Below are 18,513 nucleotides of genomic sequence, written 5' to 3' on the forward strand. Positions count from 1 at the left end.
CTCCCCTAGGGGCCTTGGTACTACTGCTCTTCGTGGACCTCGACGCCGATCTCGCCGCGCTCCGCCCGCTCGGCGGCTTCTTCCTACTACGCACGGGCGCGCCGCCGCGTTCAACGCTACCCACCCTCGCACGGGCGTACGGCATCGAAAAGTCGGACGTTTACGAAGAATCCGTGACTTTTCGTGTCCTCAAAGTGGCCAGGTCCCTTCAGGCTCCGGAGTTGCGGATCGCCGCCTCGATCGCCCAGCAGGGCCTGGCGGCCCGGCTCTGGTCGGCGGCCCTCGGCTGCGCCGTGCTGTACGGCCAGGTCCCCGACCTCGACGCCCGGCTCCTGCGCTGGGACGCCGACGGCAGCGCACCCGACGACTTGTGGCTGACCGAGGTGCGCGCGCTGCCCGGCGACGCGGGAACCCTGGCCGCGGTCGTGCTGGAAGGGCACCTGGAGCCTCTGGCGGCGGCCCTGCGGGCCCGCTACCGCCTCGCCTCCGGCCTGCTCCGCGGCAACGCCGCCTCCGCCCTCGCCGGGGCCGCCCGGCAGCTGTCGGGCTGGGCCCGCGCGCACGGCCGTACCGAGGCCGCGACCCGCACCCGCGCCCTCGCCGCGGATCTCCTCGCCCACCCCCTCCTCGCCGGCACCGGAACCCTCACCGGCACCGCCTTCCGGCGCCGCAGCTGCTGCCTCTACTACCGCGTCCCCGGCGGCGGCGTGTGCGGGGACTGCTGCTTCACCCGGCCCCCGCGGTCTTCCCCGCACGCCGCATCTGGGTGACCATGAAGGGCAACCAGCCGTTGAGAACAGGGGGTTCCGGGTGCGAGTGGGACTGCTGACCCGGGAGTACCCGCCGGACGTGTACGGCGGCGCGGGCGTCCATGTCGAGTTCCTGGCCCGGGAGTTGGCCTCCCTGGTCGATGTCGAGGTGCACTGCTGGGGCGAGGGCCGCGGAGTGGGCGTGGTGCGCCACCGCCCCTGGCCCGTGCTCGACACCGCCAACGACGCGCTGCGCACCTTCTCCGTGGACCTCGCGATGACCGCGGGCCTCGAAGGCCGCGAACTCGTCCATTCCCACACCTGGTACGCCAATCTCGCCGGCCACCTCGGCAAGCTCCTGTACGGCATCCCGCATGTGATGACCGCCCACTCCCTGGAGCCGCTGCGCCCCTGGAAGGCCGAGCAACTCGGCGGTGGATACGCCCTGTCGAGCTGGGCCGAGCGCACCGCGATCGAGGCCGCCGACGCGGTGATCGCCGTGTCGGGAGCCATGCGCGAGGACATCCTCGCCTGCTACCCGGCCCTCGACCCGGCCCGGGTGCACATCGTGCACAACGGCATCGACACCGCTCTCTACCGCCCCGACCACGGCACCGAGGCCCTCACCCGCGTCGGCCTCGACCCGGACCGCCCTTTCGTGCTCTTCGTCGGCCGCATCACCCGCCAGAAGGGCGTGCCCCATCTGCTGCGCGCGGTACGGGACATCGACCCCGCCGCGCAGGTCGTGCTGTGCGCCGGAGCCCCGGACACCCCGGAGATCGACCGTGAGTTCCGGGAGCTGTACGAGGAGTTGAGCCGGGTCCGCGAGGGCGTGCACTGGATCCCGCAGATGCTGCCGCGCCCGGATGTGATCCAACTCCTCACGCACGCCGCCGTGTTCGTCTGCCCCTCGGTGTACGAACCGCTCGGCATCGTCAACCTCGAAGCCATGGCGTGCGGAACTCCCGTCGTGGCCTCGAAGGTCGGCGGCATCCCGGAGGTCGTCGACGACGGCAAGACCGGTCTGCTCGTCCCGGTGGACGACGACTTCGAGCCCGCCCTGGCCCGCGCGCTGGACTCGGTCCTCGGCGATCCGGAGGGCGCCCGGCGGATGGGTGAGGCCGGACGGGAGCGCGCGGTGGGGGAGTTCGGCTGGGACGCGGTCGCCCGGCGCACGGTGCGGCTCTACGAGGAGATCCTCAAACAGGCGTAGTGCGCCCCGGGCAGGGGCAGGCATGGGTCACAACCAGGGTGAGGGGAGCGACCATGCGTCGTGGCGGACCTTCGGTGCTCGGGATCGTACTGGCGGGCGGGGAGGGCAAGCGCCTGATGCCCCTGACCGGTGATCGCGCGAAACCCGCGGTCACCTTCGGCGGAACGTATCGCCTGGTGGACTTCGTCCTGTCCAACCTCGTCAACGGAGACATCCTGCGCATCTGCGTCCTCACGCAGTACAAGTCGCACTCGCTCGACCGCCACATCACCACGACCTGGCGGATGTCCAGTCTGCTCGGCAACTACGTCACCCCCGTCCCCGCCCAGCAGCGGCTCGGCCCCCGCTGGTACCTGGGCAGTGCCGACGCGATCCTTCAGTCCCTCAACCTCGTCTACGACGAACGGCCCGAGTACGTCGCGGTGTTCGGCGCCGACCACGTGTACCGCATGGACCCGCGCCAGATGCTCGCCCAGCACATCGAGAGCGGCGCGGGCGTGACCGTGGCAGGGATCCGCGTCCCGCGCTCCGAGTCCCCGCAGTTCGGGGTGATCACGCCCGGCTCGGACGGGCTCACGGTGGACCGCTTCCTGGAGAAGCCCGCCGACCCGCCCGGCCTCGCGGACGACCCGGAGTGCGTGTTCGCCTCCATGGGCAACTACATCTTCACCACCAAGGCGCTGATAGAGGCCCTCCAGCGGGACGCCGAGGACGAACGCTCCGTCCACGACATGGGTGGCTCGATACTTCCCCAGCTCACCGAGCGCGGCGAGGCCCAGCTCTACGACTTCAGCGCCAACCACGTCCCCGGCGAGACCAGCCGGGACCGCGGCTACTGGCGGGACGTCGGCACCCTGGACGCGTACTACGACGCCCACATGGACCTCATCGCCGAGCGTCCCGCGTTCAACCTCTACAACCGGCAGTGGCCCATCTACACCCACTCCGGCCAGCTGTCCCCGGCCCGCTTCAACGCGGGCGGCATCGCCAGCGAGTCCATCATCAGCGCGGGCTGCCTCATTCGGGGGCAGGTCACCCGGTCGGTGCTGTCGCCGGGGGTGGTGGTCGACCCGGGGGCGGTCGTGCAGGGGTCGGTGCTGCACGACAACGTCAAGATCGGGCGGGGCGCGGTGGTGCGGGGCGCGGTCCTCGACAAGAACGTCGAGGTACCTCCCGGCGCGACGATAGGGGTGAATCCGGAGCGGGACGCCGAGCTCTACACCGTCTCCAAGGGCGGGGTGATCGCGCTCGGAAAGGGCCAGCAGGTGTCCTGAGGCACACCGAGGACACCCCTGTGGCCCCTGGGGTGCGGACGGCTGGACTTAATCTGCTGTTAACTGTGCGTAGCTTGATCGTACTTGACCGTAATCGCCAGAGGGCGATTGACTGCTTGCCCACCCGTCGTCGACGCGAGGCAAGCCATTGACTTCCGACCCGCTCGCCCCTCTCGACCTGGCGTTCTGGAACATCGAGTCCGCCGAGCACCCCATGCACCTGGGCGCCCTCGGCGTCTTCGCGGCCCACTCGCCCACCGCGGGCGCCCACGCGGCCGACCTGCTCGCCGCGCGGGCCGCCGCCGTGCCCGGCCTCAGGATGCGGATCCGGGACGTCTGGCAGCCGCTGTCCTTCGGCGGGGCGACACGCGAGCCCGCCCCCGACTTCGACCCCCTCGACCACGTTCGGCTGCACGCGCCCACCGCCGACTTCCACGCCGAGGCCGGCCGGCTCATGGAGTGCCCGCTGGAGCGCGGCCGTCCGCCGTGGGAGGCACACGTCCTGCCGGGGGAGGACGGCGACTCCTTCGCCGTGCTCTTCAAGTTCCACCACGCCCTCGCCGACGGTCTGCGCGCCCTGACGCTCGCCGCGGCGATCCTGGACCCGATGGACCTGCCCGAGCGCAAACCGCGCCCCGAGGCGCCGTCCACGGGCTTCCTGCCGGACGTGCGCAAGCTGCCCGGACTGGTCCGCGGCGCTGTCTCCGACGTGGGCCGGGCCCTCGACATCGGCGCGTCCGTCGCCCTGTCCGGCCTCGGGGTGCGTTCCTCGTCGGCCCTGACCGCCGAACCGAGCGGCACCCGCCGCACGGCGGGCGTGGTCATCGACCTCGACGACGTGCACCGCGTGCGCAAGGCCCAGGGCGGCACCGTCAACGACGTCCTCATCGCGGTCGTCGCGGGCGCCCTGCGCCGCTGGCTCGACGAGCGCGGCGACGGCAGCGACGGCGTCGCGCCCCGCGCCCTGATCCCCGTCTCCAAGCGCCGCCCGCGCACCGCGCACCCCCAGGGCAACCGGCTCTCCGGGTACTTGATAAGGCTCCCGGTCGACGACCCCGACCCCCTCGCACGCCTCGACACGGTCCGCACCGCCATGGACCGCAACAAGGACGCCGGACCCAACCGGGGTGCCGGAGCCGTCGCGCTGCTCGCCGACCACGTCCCCGCGCTCGGCCACCGGCTCGGCGGGCCCCTGGTCAGCCAGGCCGCCCGGCTCTGGTTCGACATCCTCGTCACCAGCGTCCCGCTGCCCAGCCTCGGCCTGAAGCTCGGCGGCAACCCGGTCACCCAGGTCTTCCCGTTCGCCCCGCTGGCCCGCGGCCAGTCCCTGGCGATCGCCGTCTCGACGTACCGCGGCCACGTCCACTACGGCCTCGTCGCCGACGCGGAAGCCGTACCGGACCTGGACGTCCTGGCCAGGGCCCTCACCGAGGAAGTGGAGACGCTCATCACCGCCTGCGAGGCTTGACCCCCTCCGTTTTTGGAGGACGGGCCCGGTGCTCCGTAGAATTCCCTGTTCGAAAGCGGACGCGGTCGGAGCGCCGCACGGGGCAGCAGGGAAACGGCAGCGCGATGACGGTGACAGAGGACGGCTCGGCGATCACGGACGAGGCCGTGGACGAGGTCGTGTACGGCCCCGGGATCGACCCCGAGCGGCTGGCTGTCTGCCTCGCCGTGCTCGACGAGCTCGACCAGCTGGAGGTCGACCACCCCGACGCCATCGCCGTGCGCCGGGCCACCGCCGGGGTCTACCGCACCGTCAAGCAGCGCCGCCGCCAGGAGCGCCGGGCCGCCAAGACCGCCCACGACAAGGCGGTCACCGAGGCCACCGCGACGGGCTCCGCCCAGCGCATCGACGACGAGACCGAGGGCATCCTCCCCTCGTCGGTCACCGAGGAGGGCCGGATCGCGGGGATACTCCAGCGCCCGCGCTCCTGCTACACCTGCAAGACCCGGTACGTGGAAGTCGACTACTTCTACCACCAGCTCTGTCCGGACTGCGCCCGGCTGAACCGCGACAGGCGCGACGCCCGCGCCGACCTCACCGGCAAGCGCGCCCTGCTCACCGGCGGTCGCGCCAAGATCGGCATGTACATCGCGCTCAGGCTGCTGCGCGACGGCGCCCACACCACCATCACCACGCGCTTCCCCAAGGACGCCATCCGCCGCTTCAAGGCCATGGACGACTCCGGGGACTGGATGCACCGCCTGGAGGTCGTCGGCATCGACCTGCGCGACCCGGCCCAGGCCGTCGCCCTCGCCGAGCAGGTCGCCGAGGCCGGTCCGCTCGACATCCTGGTCAACAACGCGACCCAGACCGTACGCCGGCTGCCCTCCGCCTACGCCGCCCTGGTCGACGGCGAGAGCGCCCCGCTGCCCGCCGGTGAGCTGCCCGCCCACCACGTCATCGGCGCCTTCGGCTCCGGCGCCGTCGACGGCCTGGCCTCCCTTCCCGCCGGGATCTCCGGCATCGACGCCCAGCAGGTCGCCGACCTCGCCCTGGTCGCGGGCAACGCCAGCGTCGCCAGGCACCTCGACGGCACCGCCATCGACGCGGGCGGCCTCGTCCCCGACGTCGTCGACACCAACACCTGGGTGCAGACCATCGAGCAGATCTCCCCGGTCGAGCTCCTCGAGACCCAGCTGTGCAACTACACGGCGCCCTTCATCCTGATCAGCGCGCTGCGCCCGAGCATGGCCGAGGCCGCGAAGAAGGCCGCGAGCGGACGCGCCTACGTCGTGAACGTGTCCGCGATGGAGGGCGTCTTCGGCCGCGGCTACAAGGGCGCGGGACACCCCAACACCAACGCCGCCAAGGCCGCCATGAACATGGTCACGCGGACCAGCGGCCAGGAGATGTTCCAGACCGACGGCATCCTGATGACCTCCGTCGACACCGGCTGGATCACCGACGAACGCCCCCACTTCGACAAGCTGCGCCTCGCCGAGGAGGGCTTCCACGCCCCGCTCGACCTGGTCGACGGCGCGGCCCGGGTCTACGATCCGATTGTGCGCGGTGAACAGGGCGAGGACCTGTACGGCGTCTTCCTCAAGGACTACGCGCCCGGGAAGTGGTGACGCGCCGGCCGTGACGTGTACCCCGGTGTCCGTAGGGGAACCCGGACCCTGGTGAGTACCGCGCCAGAGGTGAGTCATGGCCAGTCCGCACAGCATCGATCCGCGCGCTCTCAACGACCCGCGCAACCACTACCCGACCGACGAGGAGTTCTACGCGAGCGACCGCCCGGCCCACCCCGTCCTCCCCGAGGACCGGCCCCGCGGCGGCGCCCACGACCCCTACAAGCACCCTTGGACGTGGGGCACGATCGCGTTCGTCGCCTTCGTCGTGCTGATCGTCCTCATGGGGATCGCGCTCTTCCCGTAGAGAGGTCCTTCAGGGCTGCGGCGGCGCGTACGACCGCAGCCGGTCATGGACGGCGTACCCGCCCGGCTGCGCCGCCCTGACCCGCGTCCCGCCGTCCACGAGCAGATCCGCGCCGGTGATCCACTCGGCCGCGTCGGAGGCCAGCCACACGACGGCCCGTGCCACGTCCGCCGGCTCCCCGATCCGCCCCAGCGGCAGCCCCGCCGCGAGCTCCGCCTCACCCGGCTCCCACACGAAGCGGGCCATCTCGGTGCGGACGAGGCCGGGCGAGACGGAGTTGACGCGGACCCGCGGTGCCAGTTCCCCCGCGAGCTGCCGGGTGAGATGGAGCAGGGCCGCCTTGCTGGTGCCGTAGGCGCCGATGTGCGGCCCGACGTGCGTGGCACCCTCCGTGCAGACGTTGATCACGGAGCCGCCGTGCTCCCGCATCCACGCCCGCCACGCGCACCGCACCAGCCGCAGCGGTGCCTCGACGTTGACCGTGAACGCCTCGCGCCAGGCGTCCGGGTCGACGTCCATCAGCGGTCCGTACGGCTGGTTGGTCGCGGCGTTGTTGACGACGACGTCGATCCGCCCGAACGCGCGGAGGGTGAGCGCGCTGACCTCCTGGAGATGAGCGGGGTCGGCGACGCTGCCCGCCACTCCGATCCCGCCCAGCTCGGCGGCGGTCCGCCGGACGTCCGCCGCGTCCCGGGCCGTCACGCACACCAGCGCCCCGGCGTCCGCCAGCTGCCGGGCGACCTCGCGCCCGATCCCGCGCGTCCCGCCGGTGACGACGGCGGCCTTCCCGCTCAGCCCGTACGGTGACGTCATCGGCGTACCGTCTCATGACGGACCGTCAGTCGACAGCCCCGAGCCGTGAGTTCCGCGTCGCCAGCAGCTCCAGCACGGTGCGCCAGTCCTCCAGGACCCCGGCGTCGAAGGCGGTGGCCCGGCTCTCCTGCTCCGCGAGGCGCAGCCGCAGCAGGTCGTCGTCGCCGGCGGGGCCTTCGCGTCGTACGAGACGGTGGACGCGTTCGCCGAGCAGGGGCCGGACGGCTTGCGCCGCCCGCTCGTGCCGGTGGGCCTCGTCGCCCGGGCACAGGACCTGCCCGATGTCCTGCACCAGACCCGCCACTTGGAGTTCCTTGTCGGCGGGGCGGCCGCGGCGCAGCAGCGCGGCGGTCCGCAGGCCGTGCCGGTCCCGGCAGGCGTACAGCAGATCCATCAGCTCCTCGACACTGCGCAGCTCCACGCGTAGTCCTCTCGCCGGACAGGCCGTTGCCGCCCCTCAGCAGATCATGGCCGCCTTGCGAATCGGCCAACGGGACCTGAACTGCGTGACCGAGGGCGGATCTCCTCGAAGGCGCGGCCGTGCGTGTAGGCCGAACGGGTGAGCTTGCCGACAGGGCATTTCAGGTCAAATGCCTGGATAAAGGACCCAATGAACACGGGGGACTTGTGATAGTTACCCCTTGTTTTCAGCCCCATCGAGCGGGCCCCTGCTCATCTGGTTAATCTGTAGCGGACGGACAGCAGTACGGGGTCCTACCCACACCCACGGTCCGTCCTGGGGCAAGCCGATCACCACGGTCTGTTCTCACCAGAGTTACCGGCGCCACCGCGTCCGAACTGTTCTCGACTCAGACCCGAGCGGGCGTCCGGTGCCAGGCCGCATCCTGGCTGGTACGCCCCGAGGGTGACCCGACACATAAGGAGTGCGCGGTGACACCGGAGAAGACGAATCGCGAGCAACGCCCCAAGGAACGCCAGGAGCGCGCCGGCCAAAGGCCCGGACAGCTCGGCAGCCTCGACGTGTGGGCGCGCTCCGCCCCCATCCGCCTCGCGGGCTACGAGGAAGACCTCGCCGAACCCCACATCCTGCCCAGCGTGGACTGACGCCGGCAGACCCCTTCGCGATCGCCGACGGCATGGGCGTGCGAGACTCACGCCCATGCCGATGGACCCCGCGGAGCACATGACGCACGGGGCGCCGTAGGTGGCGCCGATACCGCCGCCCCTCTCCGAGGCCGAGGTCGCCGAGGCCGAACGGGAGCTGGGGATCACCTTCCCCGCCGAGTACCGCGCGTACCTGCTGGACGTGAGCGCCGGCGGCGCCGTGTCACGGCTGGCCCGGACGGAGCGCGGCTGGTGGTGGGAGAACAACGGCGCCCCCGCCCGCGAGTCGCTCTCATCCCCGTTTCCGCACCCCGACTCCTACGCCGCCGAGGACGACGCGCTGGGCGAGCGTGAGCCGCGCGTCGAGGACTTCGCCGATCAGCGCGCCCACGCGGCTGCCTGGCAGGCATGGGACGAGGAGTGCGAGGCGTTCGAGGAGCGCAGGACGGCCGGTGCCGTCGTCGCCCAGGAACACGGCTGCGGCTTCGCCACTCTGCTGGCGCTGACCGGCCCGCTCGCCGGCACCCTGTGGTGGGACGGGCGGGCCACCTGCGGCCTGATCCTGCCGCTCTCCCTCGACCGGCTCCGGGGAACGCCGCCGATCACCTTCGCCGCATGGCTCGGCCGCAGCTCCTGGGACCTTCTGCCGCCCGGCTGGGGCTGACCGGCCTCAGTCCAGCGGTGCCGTCCGCTGCCACGGGTGCCGCATCTCCAACTCCTGCGCCGTCTCCAGCAGCAGCGCCTCCGAACCCGGGCGGCCGACCAGTTGTACGGCGGTGGGGGCGCCGGACGGCAGGGTGCCGAAGGGGACGGACATCGCGGGCCAGCCGGTCAGGTTCCAGGGCGGGGTCATGGGCGAGTAGGTGGTGTTGGCCAGGACGTTGCGGAGCCAGCCGCGCTCGTGCCAGGGCGCCGAGGCCGGGGAGCGGCGGGCCAGCGCCGGGGTGAGCAGGACGTCGTACTCCTCGAAGAACGGCTCCAGGCGGCGGCGCAACTCCTCGCGGCCCCTGCCGGTGCCGACCCCCTTCACGAAGCGCCGCCCGATCGCCGCGTGGACCCGGGTGCGCCGGGTCAGCAGGGTGCGGTCGAGACCCTGGGCGTCCTCCGAGGTGCCCGCCGTCCAGTGGGTGAGCGAGGTGAAGCTCAGCGACATCGGGTACGCCGGGTCGGCGCGGCGCACCTGATGGCCGGCCTTCATCAGCACCTCGGCGGCGTCCCGGGCGGCGGTCCTGTAGGGCGCGGTGATCGCGATGCCGGCGATCGGGCTGCGCAGGGAGACGGCCACCTTGCGCATACCGGACTCGGGCGGTCGTCCGAACTCCGTGTCCGCCAGGATGCCCAGCATCAGCCGCGCGTCCTCGACCGTCGTCGCCAGCGGCCCGTTCTCGGACATGCCGAACCAGTCGCCGTCGCTGACGCCCGCCGGGACCACGCCGTGACCCGGCTTGATGGTGACCAGGCCGCAGTTGGCCGCCGGGATGCGCAGCGAACCCATGCCGTCGTTGCCGAGGGCGATCGGGACCAGCCCTGCGGCGACCGCGGCAGCGCTGCCGCCGGAGGAGCCGCCCGCCGTGCGTGAGGTGTCCCACGGGTTGCGGGCGGTGCCGTGGACGCCCTCGGTCGTGCCGAAGACGCAGAGTTCGGGCACGTTCGTCAGGCCCACGACCACCGCGCCCGCGGCGCGCAGCCGGGCGACCGTCACATGGTCCTCGGCCGACGGCGTGTCCGGCGTGGCCGCCGACCCGACGCGCTTGGACTCGCCGCGTACCGCGAGGTTGTCCTTGACGGCCACCGGCACCCCGGCGAGGGGCAGTTCGGCGAGGTCGGCACGGGCGCCGACCTCGTCGGCCTCGGCGAGCGCGGCCTCGGCCCGTACCGTCCGGAAGGCGCCGACGCGGCCGTCCAGCCGCTCGATCCTGGCGAGGTGCTCGGCCACCACCTCGCGGGGCGTCGCCCGCTTCTCCCGCACGGCGGCGGCGATCTCGGCGGCGGTCCGGCCGATCCAGCTGGTCACGGGTCTCTCCTCGTACTGGCGAGTATGTAGGGAGAACTGTGCCCCGGCTCGGTCGCGGAGTCGAGAGGGGGGCCTGCCGGGGCACTCCACGGACACGTTCTTGGACAATCGCGCCGGGGTTGTTGGACTTTTCGCGAAGCGGCTTCCAAGGACGCGCAGGTCATCCGATCAATGAGCCAACTTGACTGATTTCTGGTCCCATTGACAGCTCCTGGGGGCCGTCCAATGATCAGCCATCCGATGAATTGGAGTGGCGTGTGAGTACGTTTCCCAGACGCCGGTTCGTGGGTGTCGCCGCGGCACTGGCCCTGCTCCTGTCGCCCGTTCCCGCGGTCGCCGGGCAGCGGGCCGCGGAGCCGCCGGTCACCGTCCCGGCCCTCACCGACTGGACCCCGGAGTCCGGCAGCTACGTCTTCCGGTCCGGCACCCGGCTCGTCGCGGACAGCCCTGCCGAGGTCCGGGTCGCCGACACCCTCGCCGACGATCTGCGGGCGGCCGGTCACGGCGATGTCCCGGTGGTCGGCGGCACGGCCCGCGGCGGAGACATCGTTGTCGACGTCCAGCCGGCCAGGAAGTCGCTCGGCGCCGAGGGCTACGAACTGCGCGCCGGCCGGCGGCTGTCGGTGACCGGCGCGACCGAGACCGGCGCCTTCTACGGCACCCGCACCCTCCTGCAACTCCTCGCGCAGGGCGACCGCGTCCCCGCCGGACACACCGTGGACGTACCGCGCTACAAGGAGCGGGGCGTCGGTGTCTGCGCCTGCTACATCCACGTCTCCGTGCCCTGGCTGGAGAACCTCGTCCGCGAGATGGCGTACCACAAGCTCAACCAGCTGCTCCTGGAGCTGAAGGTGAAGAGCGACGCCCATCCCGAGGCCAACACCTGGGGCTACTACAGCAAGGACGAGATACGCCGCCTCGTCGCCCTCGGCGAGAAGTGCCACGTCGAGATCATCCCGGAGATCAACTCCCCGGGACACATGGACCCGTGGATCGAGAACCGTCCCGACCTCCAGCTCACCGACTCCGACGGCGACAAGCAGCCGTCCCGGCTCGACATCACACAACCCGCCGCCTTCGACTACTACACGAGCCTGATCGACGAGTACGCCGAGGTCTTCAAGGCCCCGGCCTGGCACATGGGCGCCGACGAGTACATGCTCGGCTCCGACTTCGCCAAGTACCCGCAGATCCTCAAGTACGCCCAGGACACGTACGGTTCCGGCGCCACCCCGCAGGACGCCTTCATCGACTTCGTCAACCGCGTCCACGCCTACGCCGCCGCAAAGGGCAAGAGGCTGCGCATCTGGAACGACGGACTCACCGGCGCCAACACCGTCCCGGTGACAGCGGGCACCACCGTCGAGCACTGGCTGAACGTGACGACCAAGCCCAGCCAACTCATCGCCCAGGGCTATCCGGTGATGAACGCCTCCTACTCGCTCTATCTCATCCGCGGCGGCTTCCACAGCGACACCGCGGGCCTGTACGACCAGAGTTGGGACCCCCGCAGCTTCGAGGGCGAGAAGCTCACCTCCGCCCGGGGCGTCACCGGCGCGAAGATCAGCCTGTGGCCGGACAACGGGCGCGGCGAGACCGAGAACGAGGTCGCCGTACGGCTCTGGACCGCCCTGCGCCACCTCGCCCAGGCCACCTGGGGCGACCCTCACCCCGACGCCACCTACGCCGAGTTCACCGCGCGCGGCACCGCCGTCGGGCACGCGCCCGGCCGGCGGGACCTGACGTCGGTGCCGGTGCCGGACGGGTCGTACACCTTCAAGGCCGACGGCGTCACCTTCGACGCCGACCTCGCGCGCACCCCGGACGGCTATGCCACCCTGCTCGGCCCGGCCGGCTGCCTCGCGGTGAGCGGCGGCAAGCTCACCCTCAACGTGCCGCTCCAGCCGGGCGTCCAGGCCACCTGGGACAGCTGCTCCGCCACGAACACCTTGCAGCGCTGGCAGTTGCAGCCGACGGAGGGCGGATATCGCCTCGTCGACGTCATCACGCAGATGGCGCTGAGTGTGACGGCCGACGGTCGGATCGTGCAGTACCCGCCCGACCAGCACCCGCCCGCCGTATGGCAGTTGACCTGAGGAGCCACGCCCCCCATGACCGTCTCCAGACGCACCTTCGTCGCCGGCTCGGTCTCCGCGCTCATCGCGACCGGCCTCACCTCGACCTCGGCGCTCGGCTCCCCGTTGCCGGCCGAGCCCGCGTACCGCATCCCCGTCAGTCCCGACGACACTCCCGACGACCTCGTCCGCAAGGCCTCCCAAGTCCGGCCCACCGCACGGCAGATCGCCTGGCAGGCGCTGGAACGCACCGCGTTCCTGCACTTCGGCGTCAACACCTTCACCGGCCTGGAGTGGGGCACCGGGGACGAGGACCCGGACGTCTTCCAGCCCACCGGCCTGGACACCGACCAGTGGGCCAGGGCCCTGCGGGACGGCGGCTTCAGGCTCGCCATCCTCACCGTCAAGCACCATGACGGCTTCGTCCTCTATCCCTCCCGCTACACCGACCACTCGGTCGCGTCGAGCAGTTGGCGTGATGGACAGGGCGACGTGCTGCGGTCGTTCGCCGACTCGATGCGCCGGTACGGCCTCAAGGTCGGCGTCTACATCTCGCCCGCCGACGAGAACCAGTACCTCGACGGCGTCTACGCCAACGGCAGCGCCCGCTCGACCCGCACCGTCCCCACGCTCGTCGAAGGCGACGACCGTACCCCGCCGAAGACCTACACCCTGGGCGCCACCGACTACGGCGCCCACATGCTCAACCAGCTCTACGAAGTCCTCACCGAGTACGGCCCGGTCGACGAGGTGTGGTTCGACGGCGCCCAGGGACGCATCCCGTCCGACAAGGTGGAGAGCTACGACTGGGACAGCTGGTACACCCTGGTCCGCGACCTCGCCCCGGACGCGGCGATCGCCGTCACCGGACCCGACCTGCGCTGGGTCGGCAACGAGAGCGGACTGGCCCGCGAGGACGAGTGGAGTGTCGTCCCGGTCAAGGAGAACCAGTACGGGCGCACCGACTGGGCCCTGTCCTACGACACCCCCGACGAGGGCAGCCGCGCCGCCCTGGTCGCCGCCCGGCCGAAGACGGATTACCTCCAGTGGTGGCCCGCGGAGTGCGATGTGTCCATCCGGGACGGCTGGTTCTACCACGCCGAGCAACAGCCCAAGACCGTCGACCAGTTGACCGACATCTACTTCGGGTCCGTCGGCCGCAACGCGGTGCTGCTGCTCAACGTCCCGCCGGACACGGACGGGTTGCTGGCCGCCGCGGACGTGACGCGGTTGCGTGAGTTCCGGGAGCGTGTGGACCGGGAACTGCCCGAGGACCTGGCGCGCGGTGCTCGTACGGCGATTTCCGAGGGCGTGGTGACCGTCGACCTCGGGGCGGTCCGCGCGGTGGACCGGATCCGGCTGGCGGAGGACATCCGGCACGGCCAGCAGATCGAGGGCTTCGTGGTGGAGGCGTACCGCGACGGGGCCTGGCGGGAGGTCGTGGCGGCCGGCACGGTCGGCGCGAGCCGGATTCTGCTGCTGCCGACGGCGGTCCGGGCACGGCGGTGGCGGCTGAGGGTCACCGCGGCCCGGAGCGCGGTGCACGTCTCGGCGTTCGGGCTGTACAAGTCGCGGGTCTGAGGGGGTACTTGGGTAGAGCGGTCACCAGACCGTCGGTGATCTGGTGACCGCTCCCGGTGAGTCCTCAAGTCAGGTCTCCCGTGCGACGCCCGTACTGCCCCGCTCGATCAGCCGCGGCACCGGCACCCGTACGGTGCGTGCCGGGCCGCCGTCCAGCAGGGCCGTCAGCTCCCTGGCCGCCGTACGCCCGAACTCGACGCTGTCCCGGGACAGGGCGGACAGCCATGGCCTGACCATGCGGCACAGCGCCGAGTCCTCCCAGGAGACCACCGACACGTCCCCGGGCACGGACCGGCCCAGCTCGGTCGCGGCGGCGGCGCCGGCGACGGCCATCACGTCGTTGTCGTAGATCAGCGCGGTCGGCGGGTCGGTGGCCTCCAGGACCCGGCGGGTGACGGCGGCGCCCTCGGCGTCGGAGTAGTCGGTGGTCACCGACCGCACCCCGGTGAGGCCGCGCCGCTCGGCCTCGGCGCGCAGGGTGCGGATCCGGCGTTCGGTGTGGGCGAGCCCCGGCAGGCCCGCGATGTGCACGATCCGGCGGTGGCCGAGGGTGGACAGCCCGTCCACCACCGAGGCCATCGCGCCCGCGTCGTCCGCCCACACCGTCGACAGACCGGGGTGGCGGTCGTCGGGCGCGCCGCCGATCACCACGGCGGGCAGGCCGAGTTCGTCGAGGACGTCGGGGCGCGGGTCGGCGGTGCGCGGGTCGACCACCAGCACTCCGTCCACCCGGTGCTCGGCCCACCAGCGCCGGTACACCGCGCACTCGTCGGCGACGTCCTCCACCACCTGGAAGAGGAGCCCGAGATGGCGCTCCGCGAGCACTTCCTGGATGCCGGAGACGAGTTGGAGGAAGAAGGAGTCCACGCCGAGGGTGTCCGCCGGACGGGCGAGCACGAAGCCGACCGTCGCCGCGCCCTCGCCCGACAGGGCGCGCGCCGCCGTACTGGGCCGCCAGCCCAGTTCCTCGGCGACCTGCCGCACCCGATCCCGGGTGTCCTCGGAGACGCCGGGCCGGCCGTTGAGGGCGAAGGAGACCGCGCTCTGGGACACGCCGGCATGCCGCGCGATGTCCTTCATCGTGGGCCGTCGGGCTGGTGAGCGCTTGCCTGACACGTGCTTCCCCATTCCCGCGAAGATTCCGCGCCAGCATGCACTAATGCGGTTCAGCTCTCAAGTGGCTAAACCGCATTAGTCACTAATTCGATTAGCCCTGCGAGAGTCATTGACGGGCCCTCGGCGTGGCGTGCAAGGTCTCCGTCGTTGGCCAACTCCCCCCTAGAGGAGACCGGTTCACCATGCCCGTATCCCGTAGAAACGCCCTTGCCGCCCTCTGTCTCCTCCTGCCGTTGAGCGCCTGCGGCTCCGGAGGCGACGACGGAGGCTCGACCGACGCCTCCGGCAAGGTCCAGGGCGACATCACCTTCCAGACCTGGAACCTCAGGGCCAATTTCAAGCCGTATTTCGAAGGCCTGATCGCCGACTTCGAGAAGAAGTACCCCGGAACCCAGGTGAAGTGGGTCGACCAGCCCGCCGAGGGCTACGCCGACAAGATCAGCGCCGACGCCGCCGGTGGCACCCTGCCCGACGTCGTCAACGTCTCCCCGGACCTCGTCGCCCCGCTCGCCAAGGCCGGCCTCGCGCTCGACCTCGACAAGGCGGCGGCGCAGTACAAGAAGGAGTACCTGGAGGGCGCCTGGGCCAGCCATCAGATACCGGGCATGACCGGCACCTACGCCTTCCCCTGGTACCTCAACACCGGACCGCTGTTCTACAACAAGTCCCTCTTCGAGAAGGCCGGCCTCGACCCCGACCAGCCGCCGAAGACGTACGACGAACTCTTCACCGACGCCCTCCAGATCGCCGAGAACAGCGACGGCGAGGTCTCCACCCTCGCCAACGTCCCCACCATCGAGGACTTCGGCCGCTACGGCGTCGAGCTCATGAACCCGGCCGGCACCGCCTTCGCCTTCAACGATGCCAAGGGCGTCGAACTCCTCAGTAAGTACAAGGAGTTGTACGACGCCAAGGCCCTGGACCCGCAGGCGCTCACCGCCACCCCCGAGTCGTCCGGCAAGAAGTTCCTCACCGAGGCCGTCGCCATGAACCCGGGCAGCGCCCTCGACCTCGGCAACTTCAAGAAGCAGGCGCCGAACCTCTACAAGAACATCGGCATCACCGACCAGATCACCAGCACCGGCCACGTCAACATGTACGTGATGGGCGTGATGGTGAACGCGCAGACCAAGAAGAAGCCCGCCGCGGTCGCCTTCGCGCACTACGTCACCGACGCCACGCACCAGATGTCCTTCGCCAAGCAGGTCGCCATCTTCCCCAGCACCGCCGGCTCACTCGACGACCCGTACTTCACCGAGGAGGACGGGACGGACGAGACGCGGGTGCGGATCGCGGCCGCCAAGTCGCTGAAGAACGCGGTCAATTACACGCCGGTGCTGTTCAGTGAGCAGATGAAGACGGCGCTGCGCAACGAGGTCGCCAAGGCGCTCCAGGGCAAGGAGAGCCCCCGGGAAGCCCTCGACAACGCTGTCAAGGCCTGCGACACGCTGCTCCGGCAGCAGGGTTAGCCATGCTGATGCCGTCGACCGGGCCCCGGACCCGTCCGGTGCGTGTCCGGCGCCAACTGCCCACCAGCCCCTGGCTGTTCGCCGCGCCCGGCCTTCTCGTCATCGGCGCGTTCATCCTCTACCCGTTCGTGTCGACCCTGGTGAACGCCTTCACCGACCGCCGCACCCTGGTCCCGGGCGAGTTCGTCGGACTCGCCAACTTCCGCGAGCTGCTGCACGACGACATGTTCTGGATCGGGCTGCGCAACAGTGTGTTGTACGTCCTCGGAGTCGTCCCCGCCCTCGTGATCCTGCCGCTGCTGCTCGCGCTGCTCGTGCAGAAGAACATCCCCGGCATCACCTTCTTCCGGTCCGTCTTCTACACCCCGGTCGTCGCCTCGATCGTCGTCGTCGGCCTGATCTGGGTGTGGCTCCTCGACGAACGCGGCCTGGTCAACGCCCTGTTGGAGGCGATCGGCGTGGGCCGGGTCGGCTTTCTGAGCGACCAGTGGCTGCTCCTGATGAGCGCGATGGCCGTCACGGTCTGGAAGGGCCTCGGCTACTACATGATCATTTACCTGGCGGCGCTGGCGAACGTCCCGCGCGAACTGCACGAGGCGGCGGCCGTGGACGGAGCCGGTGCCGTACGGCGCTTCTTCGCGGTGACCGTGCCCGCCGTCCGTTCGACCATGGCACTGGTCGGCGCGCTGTCGTCGGTCGCCGCCTTCAAGGTGTTCTCCGAGGTGTACCTCATGGCGGGCCCGAGCGGCGGCCCGGCGGGCGAGGACACCACGCTCGTGATGCTCGTCCAGCGCAGCGGCACCGGACTGACCGGCCGCGTCGGCTACGCCTCCGCGATCTCCGTCGTCGTCTTCGTCGTCACCGTCGCGCTGATGCTGCTCGTGCTGCGGGCCGACCGCAGGGGAGAGTCATGACCCGGGTACGCGCGCGGGAGTTGGCGCTCCGGTACGCGTTGCTGCTCGCCGTGCTCGCCCTGACCGTGGGCCCGTTCCTCTGGCAGCTGTCGACCTCTCTGAAGGGCCCCAACGAGGACATCTACAGCTCGCCGCCGACCTTCCTGCCCCAGCACCCCACCCTGCACAACTACGAACGGGTCGCGGACACCATCCCCGTCTGGGACTACGCGTTCAACTCCCTGAAGGTCGCCACCGCCAACGTCGTCACCAACTGCGTCGGCGCGGCCCTCGCCGGGTACGCCCTGGCCCGGCTGCGCTACCGGGGCCGCCGGGTCGCCACCCTCGCCTTCATCCTGGCGATGCTCGTGCCGGTGGAGGGCATCATCATCGCCCAGTTCACGACCATGCGGGAGCTCGGCCTCAACAACACCCTGGTCGGGGTGGTCCTGCCGGGCTGCGTCGGCGCCATGAACGTACTGCTGATGCGCAACGCCTTCCTCAACCTGCCGTACGAGATCGAGGAGGCGGCCTACGTCGACGGCGCCAACGTGTGGCAGCGGTTCCTCAGGATCGCGGTCCCGTCGGTGAAGGGCACCCTCGCCGTCGTCGCGATCTTCGCCTTCATGGGCGCCTGGGACGACTTCCTGTGGCCACTCATCGTGCTGAGCGACCCGTCCAGGTTCACGCTCACCATCGGCCTCAACTATCTGCACGGCACCTTCGCGGGCGACGAACGTCTCGTCGCCGCGGGCACGGTCATCGCCGTGGCCCCGCTGATCGCCCTCTTCGCCTGCCTCCAGCGGTACTTCTTCCGCGGGGTGGGGGAGGGCGCGGTCAAGGGCTGACCCGACTCCGGTATCTCC

17 protein-coding genes are annotated in these 18,513 nt (G+C 71.0%); 13 read left to right on the plus strand and 4 right to left on the minus strand.

Annotation, left to right across the window (positions count from 1 at the left end; genetic code table 11):
• Positions 1-14 precede the first annotated feature (14 nt).
• The 6 genes from OG866_RS39060 (at position 15) to OG866_RS39085 (ending at position 6,621) form a co-directional block, all read left to right on the plus strand.
• The gene (locus OG866_RS39060; RefSeq protein WP_329342163.1) at positions 15-770 is read left to right on the plus strand and encodes a (2Fe-2S)-binding protein; all 756 of its coding nucleotides are present in this window, start codon (positions 15-17) and stop codon (positions 768-770) included.
• Positions 771-810: 40 nt separating this feature from the next.
• Positions 811-1,962 carry a glycogen synthase gene (gene glgA / locus OG866_RS39065; RefSeq protein ID WP_329342165.1) on the plus strand — a complete coding sequence of 384 codons (1,152 nt, stop codon included), beginning with the start codon at positions 811-813 and terminating at the stop codon, positions 1,960-1,962.
• A gap of 53 nt (positions 1,963-2,015) precedes the next feature.
• The gene (gene glgC / locus OG866_RS39070) at positions 2,016-3,236 is read left to right on the plus strand and encodes a glucose-1-phosphate adenylyltransferase (protein WP_329342167.1); all 1,221 of its coding nucleotides are present in this window, start codon (positions 2,016-2,018) and stop codon (positions 3,234-3,236) included.
• A gap of 148 nt (positions 3,237-3,384) precedes the next feature.
• Entirely contained in the window at positions 3,385-4,704 is a 1,320-nt protein-coding gene (locus OG866_RS39075; RefSeq protein WP_329342169.1) for a wax ester/triacylglycerol synthase family O-acyltransferase, read from the plus strand.
• Positions 4,705-4,808: 104 nt separating this feature from the next.
• Positions 4,809-6,314 (plus strand): SDR family NAD(P)-dependent oxidoreductase, encoded by a 1,506-nt coding sequence (locus OG866_RS39080; RefSeq protein ID WP_329342170.1) that lies wholly within the window; start codon positions 4,809-4,811, stop codon positions 6,312-6,314.
• A 76-nt stretch (positions 6,315-6,390) separates the two neighbouring features.
• On the plus strand, positions 6,391-6,621 hold the full coding sequence (locus OG866_RS39085) for a hypothetical protein (protein ID WP_329342171.1): 231 nt from the start codon (positions 6,391-6,393) through the stop codon (positions 6,619-6,621).
• Between the two features lie 9 nt (positions 6,622-6,630).
• Here OG866_RS39085 and OG866_RS39090 read toward each other — a convergent pair whose 3' ends face one another.
• Both OG866_RS39090 and OG866_RS39095 read right to left on the minus strand, forming a co-directional pair.
• Positions 6,631-7,434 carry an SDR family oxidoreductase gene (locus tag OG866_RS39090; protein ID WP_329342172.1) on the minus strand — a complete coding sequence of 268 codons (804 nt, stop codon included), beginning with the start codon at positions 7,432-7,434 and terminating at the stop codon, positions 6,631-6,633.
• A 25-nt stretch (positions 7,435-7,459) separates the two neighbouring features.
• A complete protein-coding gene (locus OG866_RS39095; RefSeq protein ID WP_329342174.1) occupies positions 7,460-7,855 on the minus strand; it encodes a hypothetical protein in 396 nt (131 codons plus the stop codon).
• A gap of 470 nt (positions 7,856-8,325) precedes the next feature.
• Between OG866_RS39095 and OG866_RS39100 the strand changes: the two genes are divergently transcribed.
• Together OG866_RS39100 and OG866_RS39105 are read left to right on the plus strand one after the other, a co-directional pair.
• Complete coding sequence (locus tag OG866_RS39100; protein WP_329342176.1) at positions 8,326-8,499, plus strand: hypothetical protein; 174 nt, start codon at positions 8,326-8,328, stop codon at positions 8,497-8,499.
• 100 nt (positions 8,500-8,599) lie between these two features.
• Positions 8,600-9,163 carry an SMI1/KNR4 family protein gene (locus tag OG866_RS39105; RefSeq protein ID WP_329342178.1) on the plus strand — a complete coding sequence of 188 codons (564 nt, stop codon included), beginning with the start codon at positions 8,600-8,602 and terminating at the stop codon, positions 9,161-9,163.
• A 6-nt stretch (positions 9,164-9,169) separates the two neighbouring features.
• Here OG866_RS39105 and OG866_RS39110 read toward each other — a convergent pair whose 3' ends face one another.
• Positions 9,170-10,513 (minus strand): amidase, encoded by a 1,344-nt coding sequence (locus OG866_RS39110; RefSeq protein WP_329342180.1) that lies wholly within the window; start codon positions 10,511-10,513, stop codon positions 9,170-9,172.
• A gap of 257 nt (positions 10,514-10,770) precedes the next feature.
• Between OG866_RS39110 and OG866_RS39115 the strand changes: the two genes are divergently transcribed.
• Positions 10,771-12,609: a family 20 glycosylhydrolase gene (locus OG866_RS39115; RefSeq protein WP_329342182.1), complete on the plus strand. Its 1,839-nt coding sequence runs from the start codon at positions 10,771-10,773 to the stop codon at positions 12,607-12,609.
• Positions 12,610-12,624: 15 nt separating this feature from the next.
• Positions 12,625-14,169 carry an alpha-L-fucosidase gene (locus OG866_RS39120; protein ID WP_329342184.1) on the plus strand — a complete coding sequence of 515 codons (1,545 nt, stop codon included), beginning with the start codon at positions 12,625-12,627 and terminating at the stop codon, positions 14,167-14,169.
• Between the two features lie 69 nt (positions 14,170-14,238).
• Here OG866_RS39120 and OG866_RS39125 read toward each other — a convergent pair whose 3' ends face one another.
• The gene (locus tag OG866_RS39125; RefSeq protein ID WP_329344513.1) at positions 14,239-15,249 is read right to left on the minus strand and encodes a LacI family DNA-binding transcriptional regulator; all 1,011 of its coding nucleotides are present in this window, start codon (positions 15,247-15,249) and stop codon (positions 14,239-14,241) included.
• Between the two features lie 218 nt (positions 15,250-15,467).
• Between OG866_RS39125 and OG866_RS39130 the strand changes: the two genes are divergently transcribed.
• From OG866_RS39130 to OG866_RS39140, 3 genes are read left to right on the plus strand one after another with little or no spacing between them, the layout of a single operon-like run.
• On the plus strand, positions 15,468-16,754 hold the full coding sequence (locus OG866_RS39130) for an ABC transporter substrate-binding protein (RefSeq protein ID WP_329342186.1): 1,287 nt from the start codon (positions 15,468-15,470) through the stop codon (positions 16,752-16,754).
• 2 nt (positions 16,755-16,756) lie between these two features.
• On the plus strand, positions 16,757-17,668 hold the full coding sequence (locus OG866_RS39135; protein ID WP_329342188.1) for a carbohydrate ABC transporter permease: 912 nt from the start codon (positions 16,757-16,759) through the stop codon (positions 17,666-17,668).
• Positions 17,665-18,495 carry a carbohydrate ABC transporter permease gene (locus tag OG866_RS39140; protein WP_329342190.1) on the plus strand — a complete coding sequence of 277 codons (831 nt, stop codon included), beginning with the start codon at positions 17,665-17,667 and terminating at the stop codon, positions 18,493-18,495. Before OG866_RS39135 ends, OG866_RS39140 begins: the two co-directional genes overlap by 4 nt.
• The last annotated feature ends 18 nt before the right edge of the window (positions 18,496-18,513 follow it).

It is taken from the genome of Streptomyces sp. NBC_00663 (assembly GCF_036226885.1).
GTDB lineage: Bacteria > Actinomycetota > Actinomycetes > Streptomycetales > Streptomycetaceae > Streptomyces.

Excerpts from the sequence above, each read along its gene's own strand:
- OG866_RS39125 (WP_329344513.1), bottom strand. The coding sequence starts at position 15,249 with ATGAAGGACATCGCGCGGCATGCCGGCGTGTCCCAGAGCGCGGTCTCC.
- OG866_RS39085 (WP_329342171.1), top strand. The coding sequence starts at position 6,391 with ATGGCCAGTCCGCACAGCATCGATCCGCGCGCTCTCAACGACCCGCGC.
- OG866_RS39135 (WP_329342188.1), top strand. The coding sequence starts at position 16,757 with ATGCTGATGCCGTCGACCGGGCCCCGGACCCGTCCGGTGCGTGTCCGG.
- OG866_RS39090 (WP_329342172.1), bottom strand. The coding sequence starts at position 7,434 with ATGACGTCACCGTACGGGCTGAGCGGGAAGGCCGCCGTCGTCACCGGC.
- OG866_RS39080 (WP_329342170.1), top strand. The coding sequence starts at position 4,809 with ATGACGGTGACAGAGGACGGCTCGGCGATCACGGACGAGGCCGTGGAC.
- OG866_RS39140 (WP_329342190.1), top strand. The coding sequence starts at position 17,665 with ATGACCCGGGTACGCGCGCGGGAGTTGGCGCTCCGGTACGCGTTGCTG.
- OG866_RS39120 (WP_329342184.1), top strand. The coding sequence starts at position 12,625 with ATGACCGTCTCCAGACGCACCTTCGTCGCCGGCTCGGTCTCCGCGCTC.
- OG866_RS39130 (WP_329342186.1), top strand. The coding sequence starts at position 15,468 with ATGCCCGTATCCCGTAGAAACGCCCTTGCCGCCCTCTGTCTCCTCCTG.
- glgC (WP_329342167.1), top strand. The coding sequence starts at position 2,016 with ATGCGTCGTGGCGGACCTTCGGTGCTCGGGATCGTACTGGCGGGCGGG.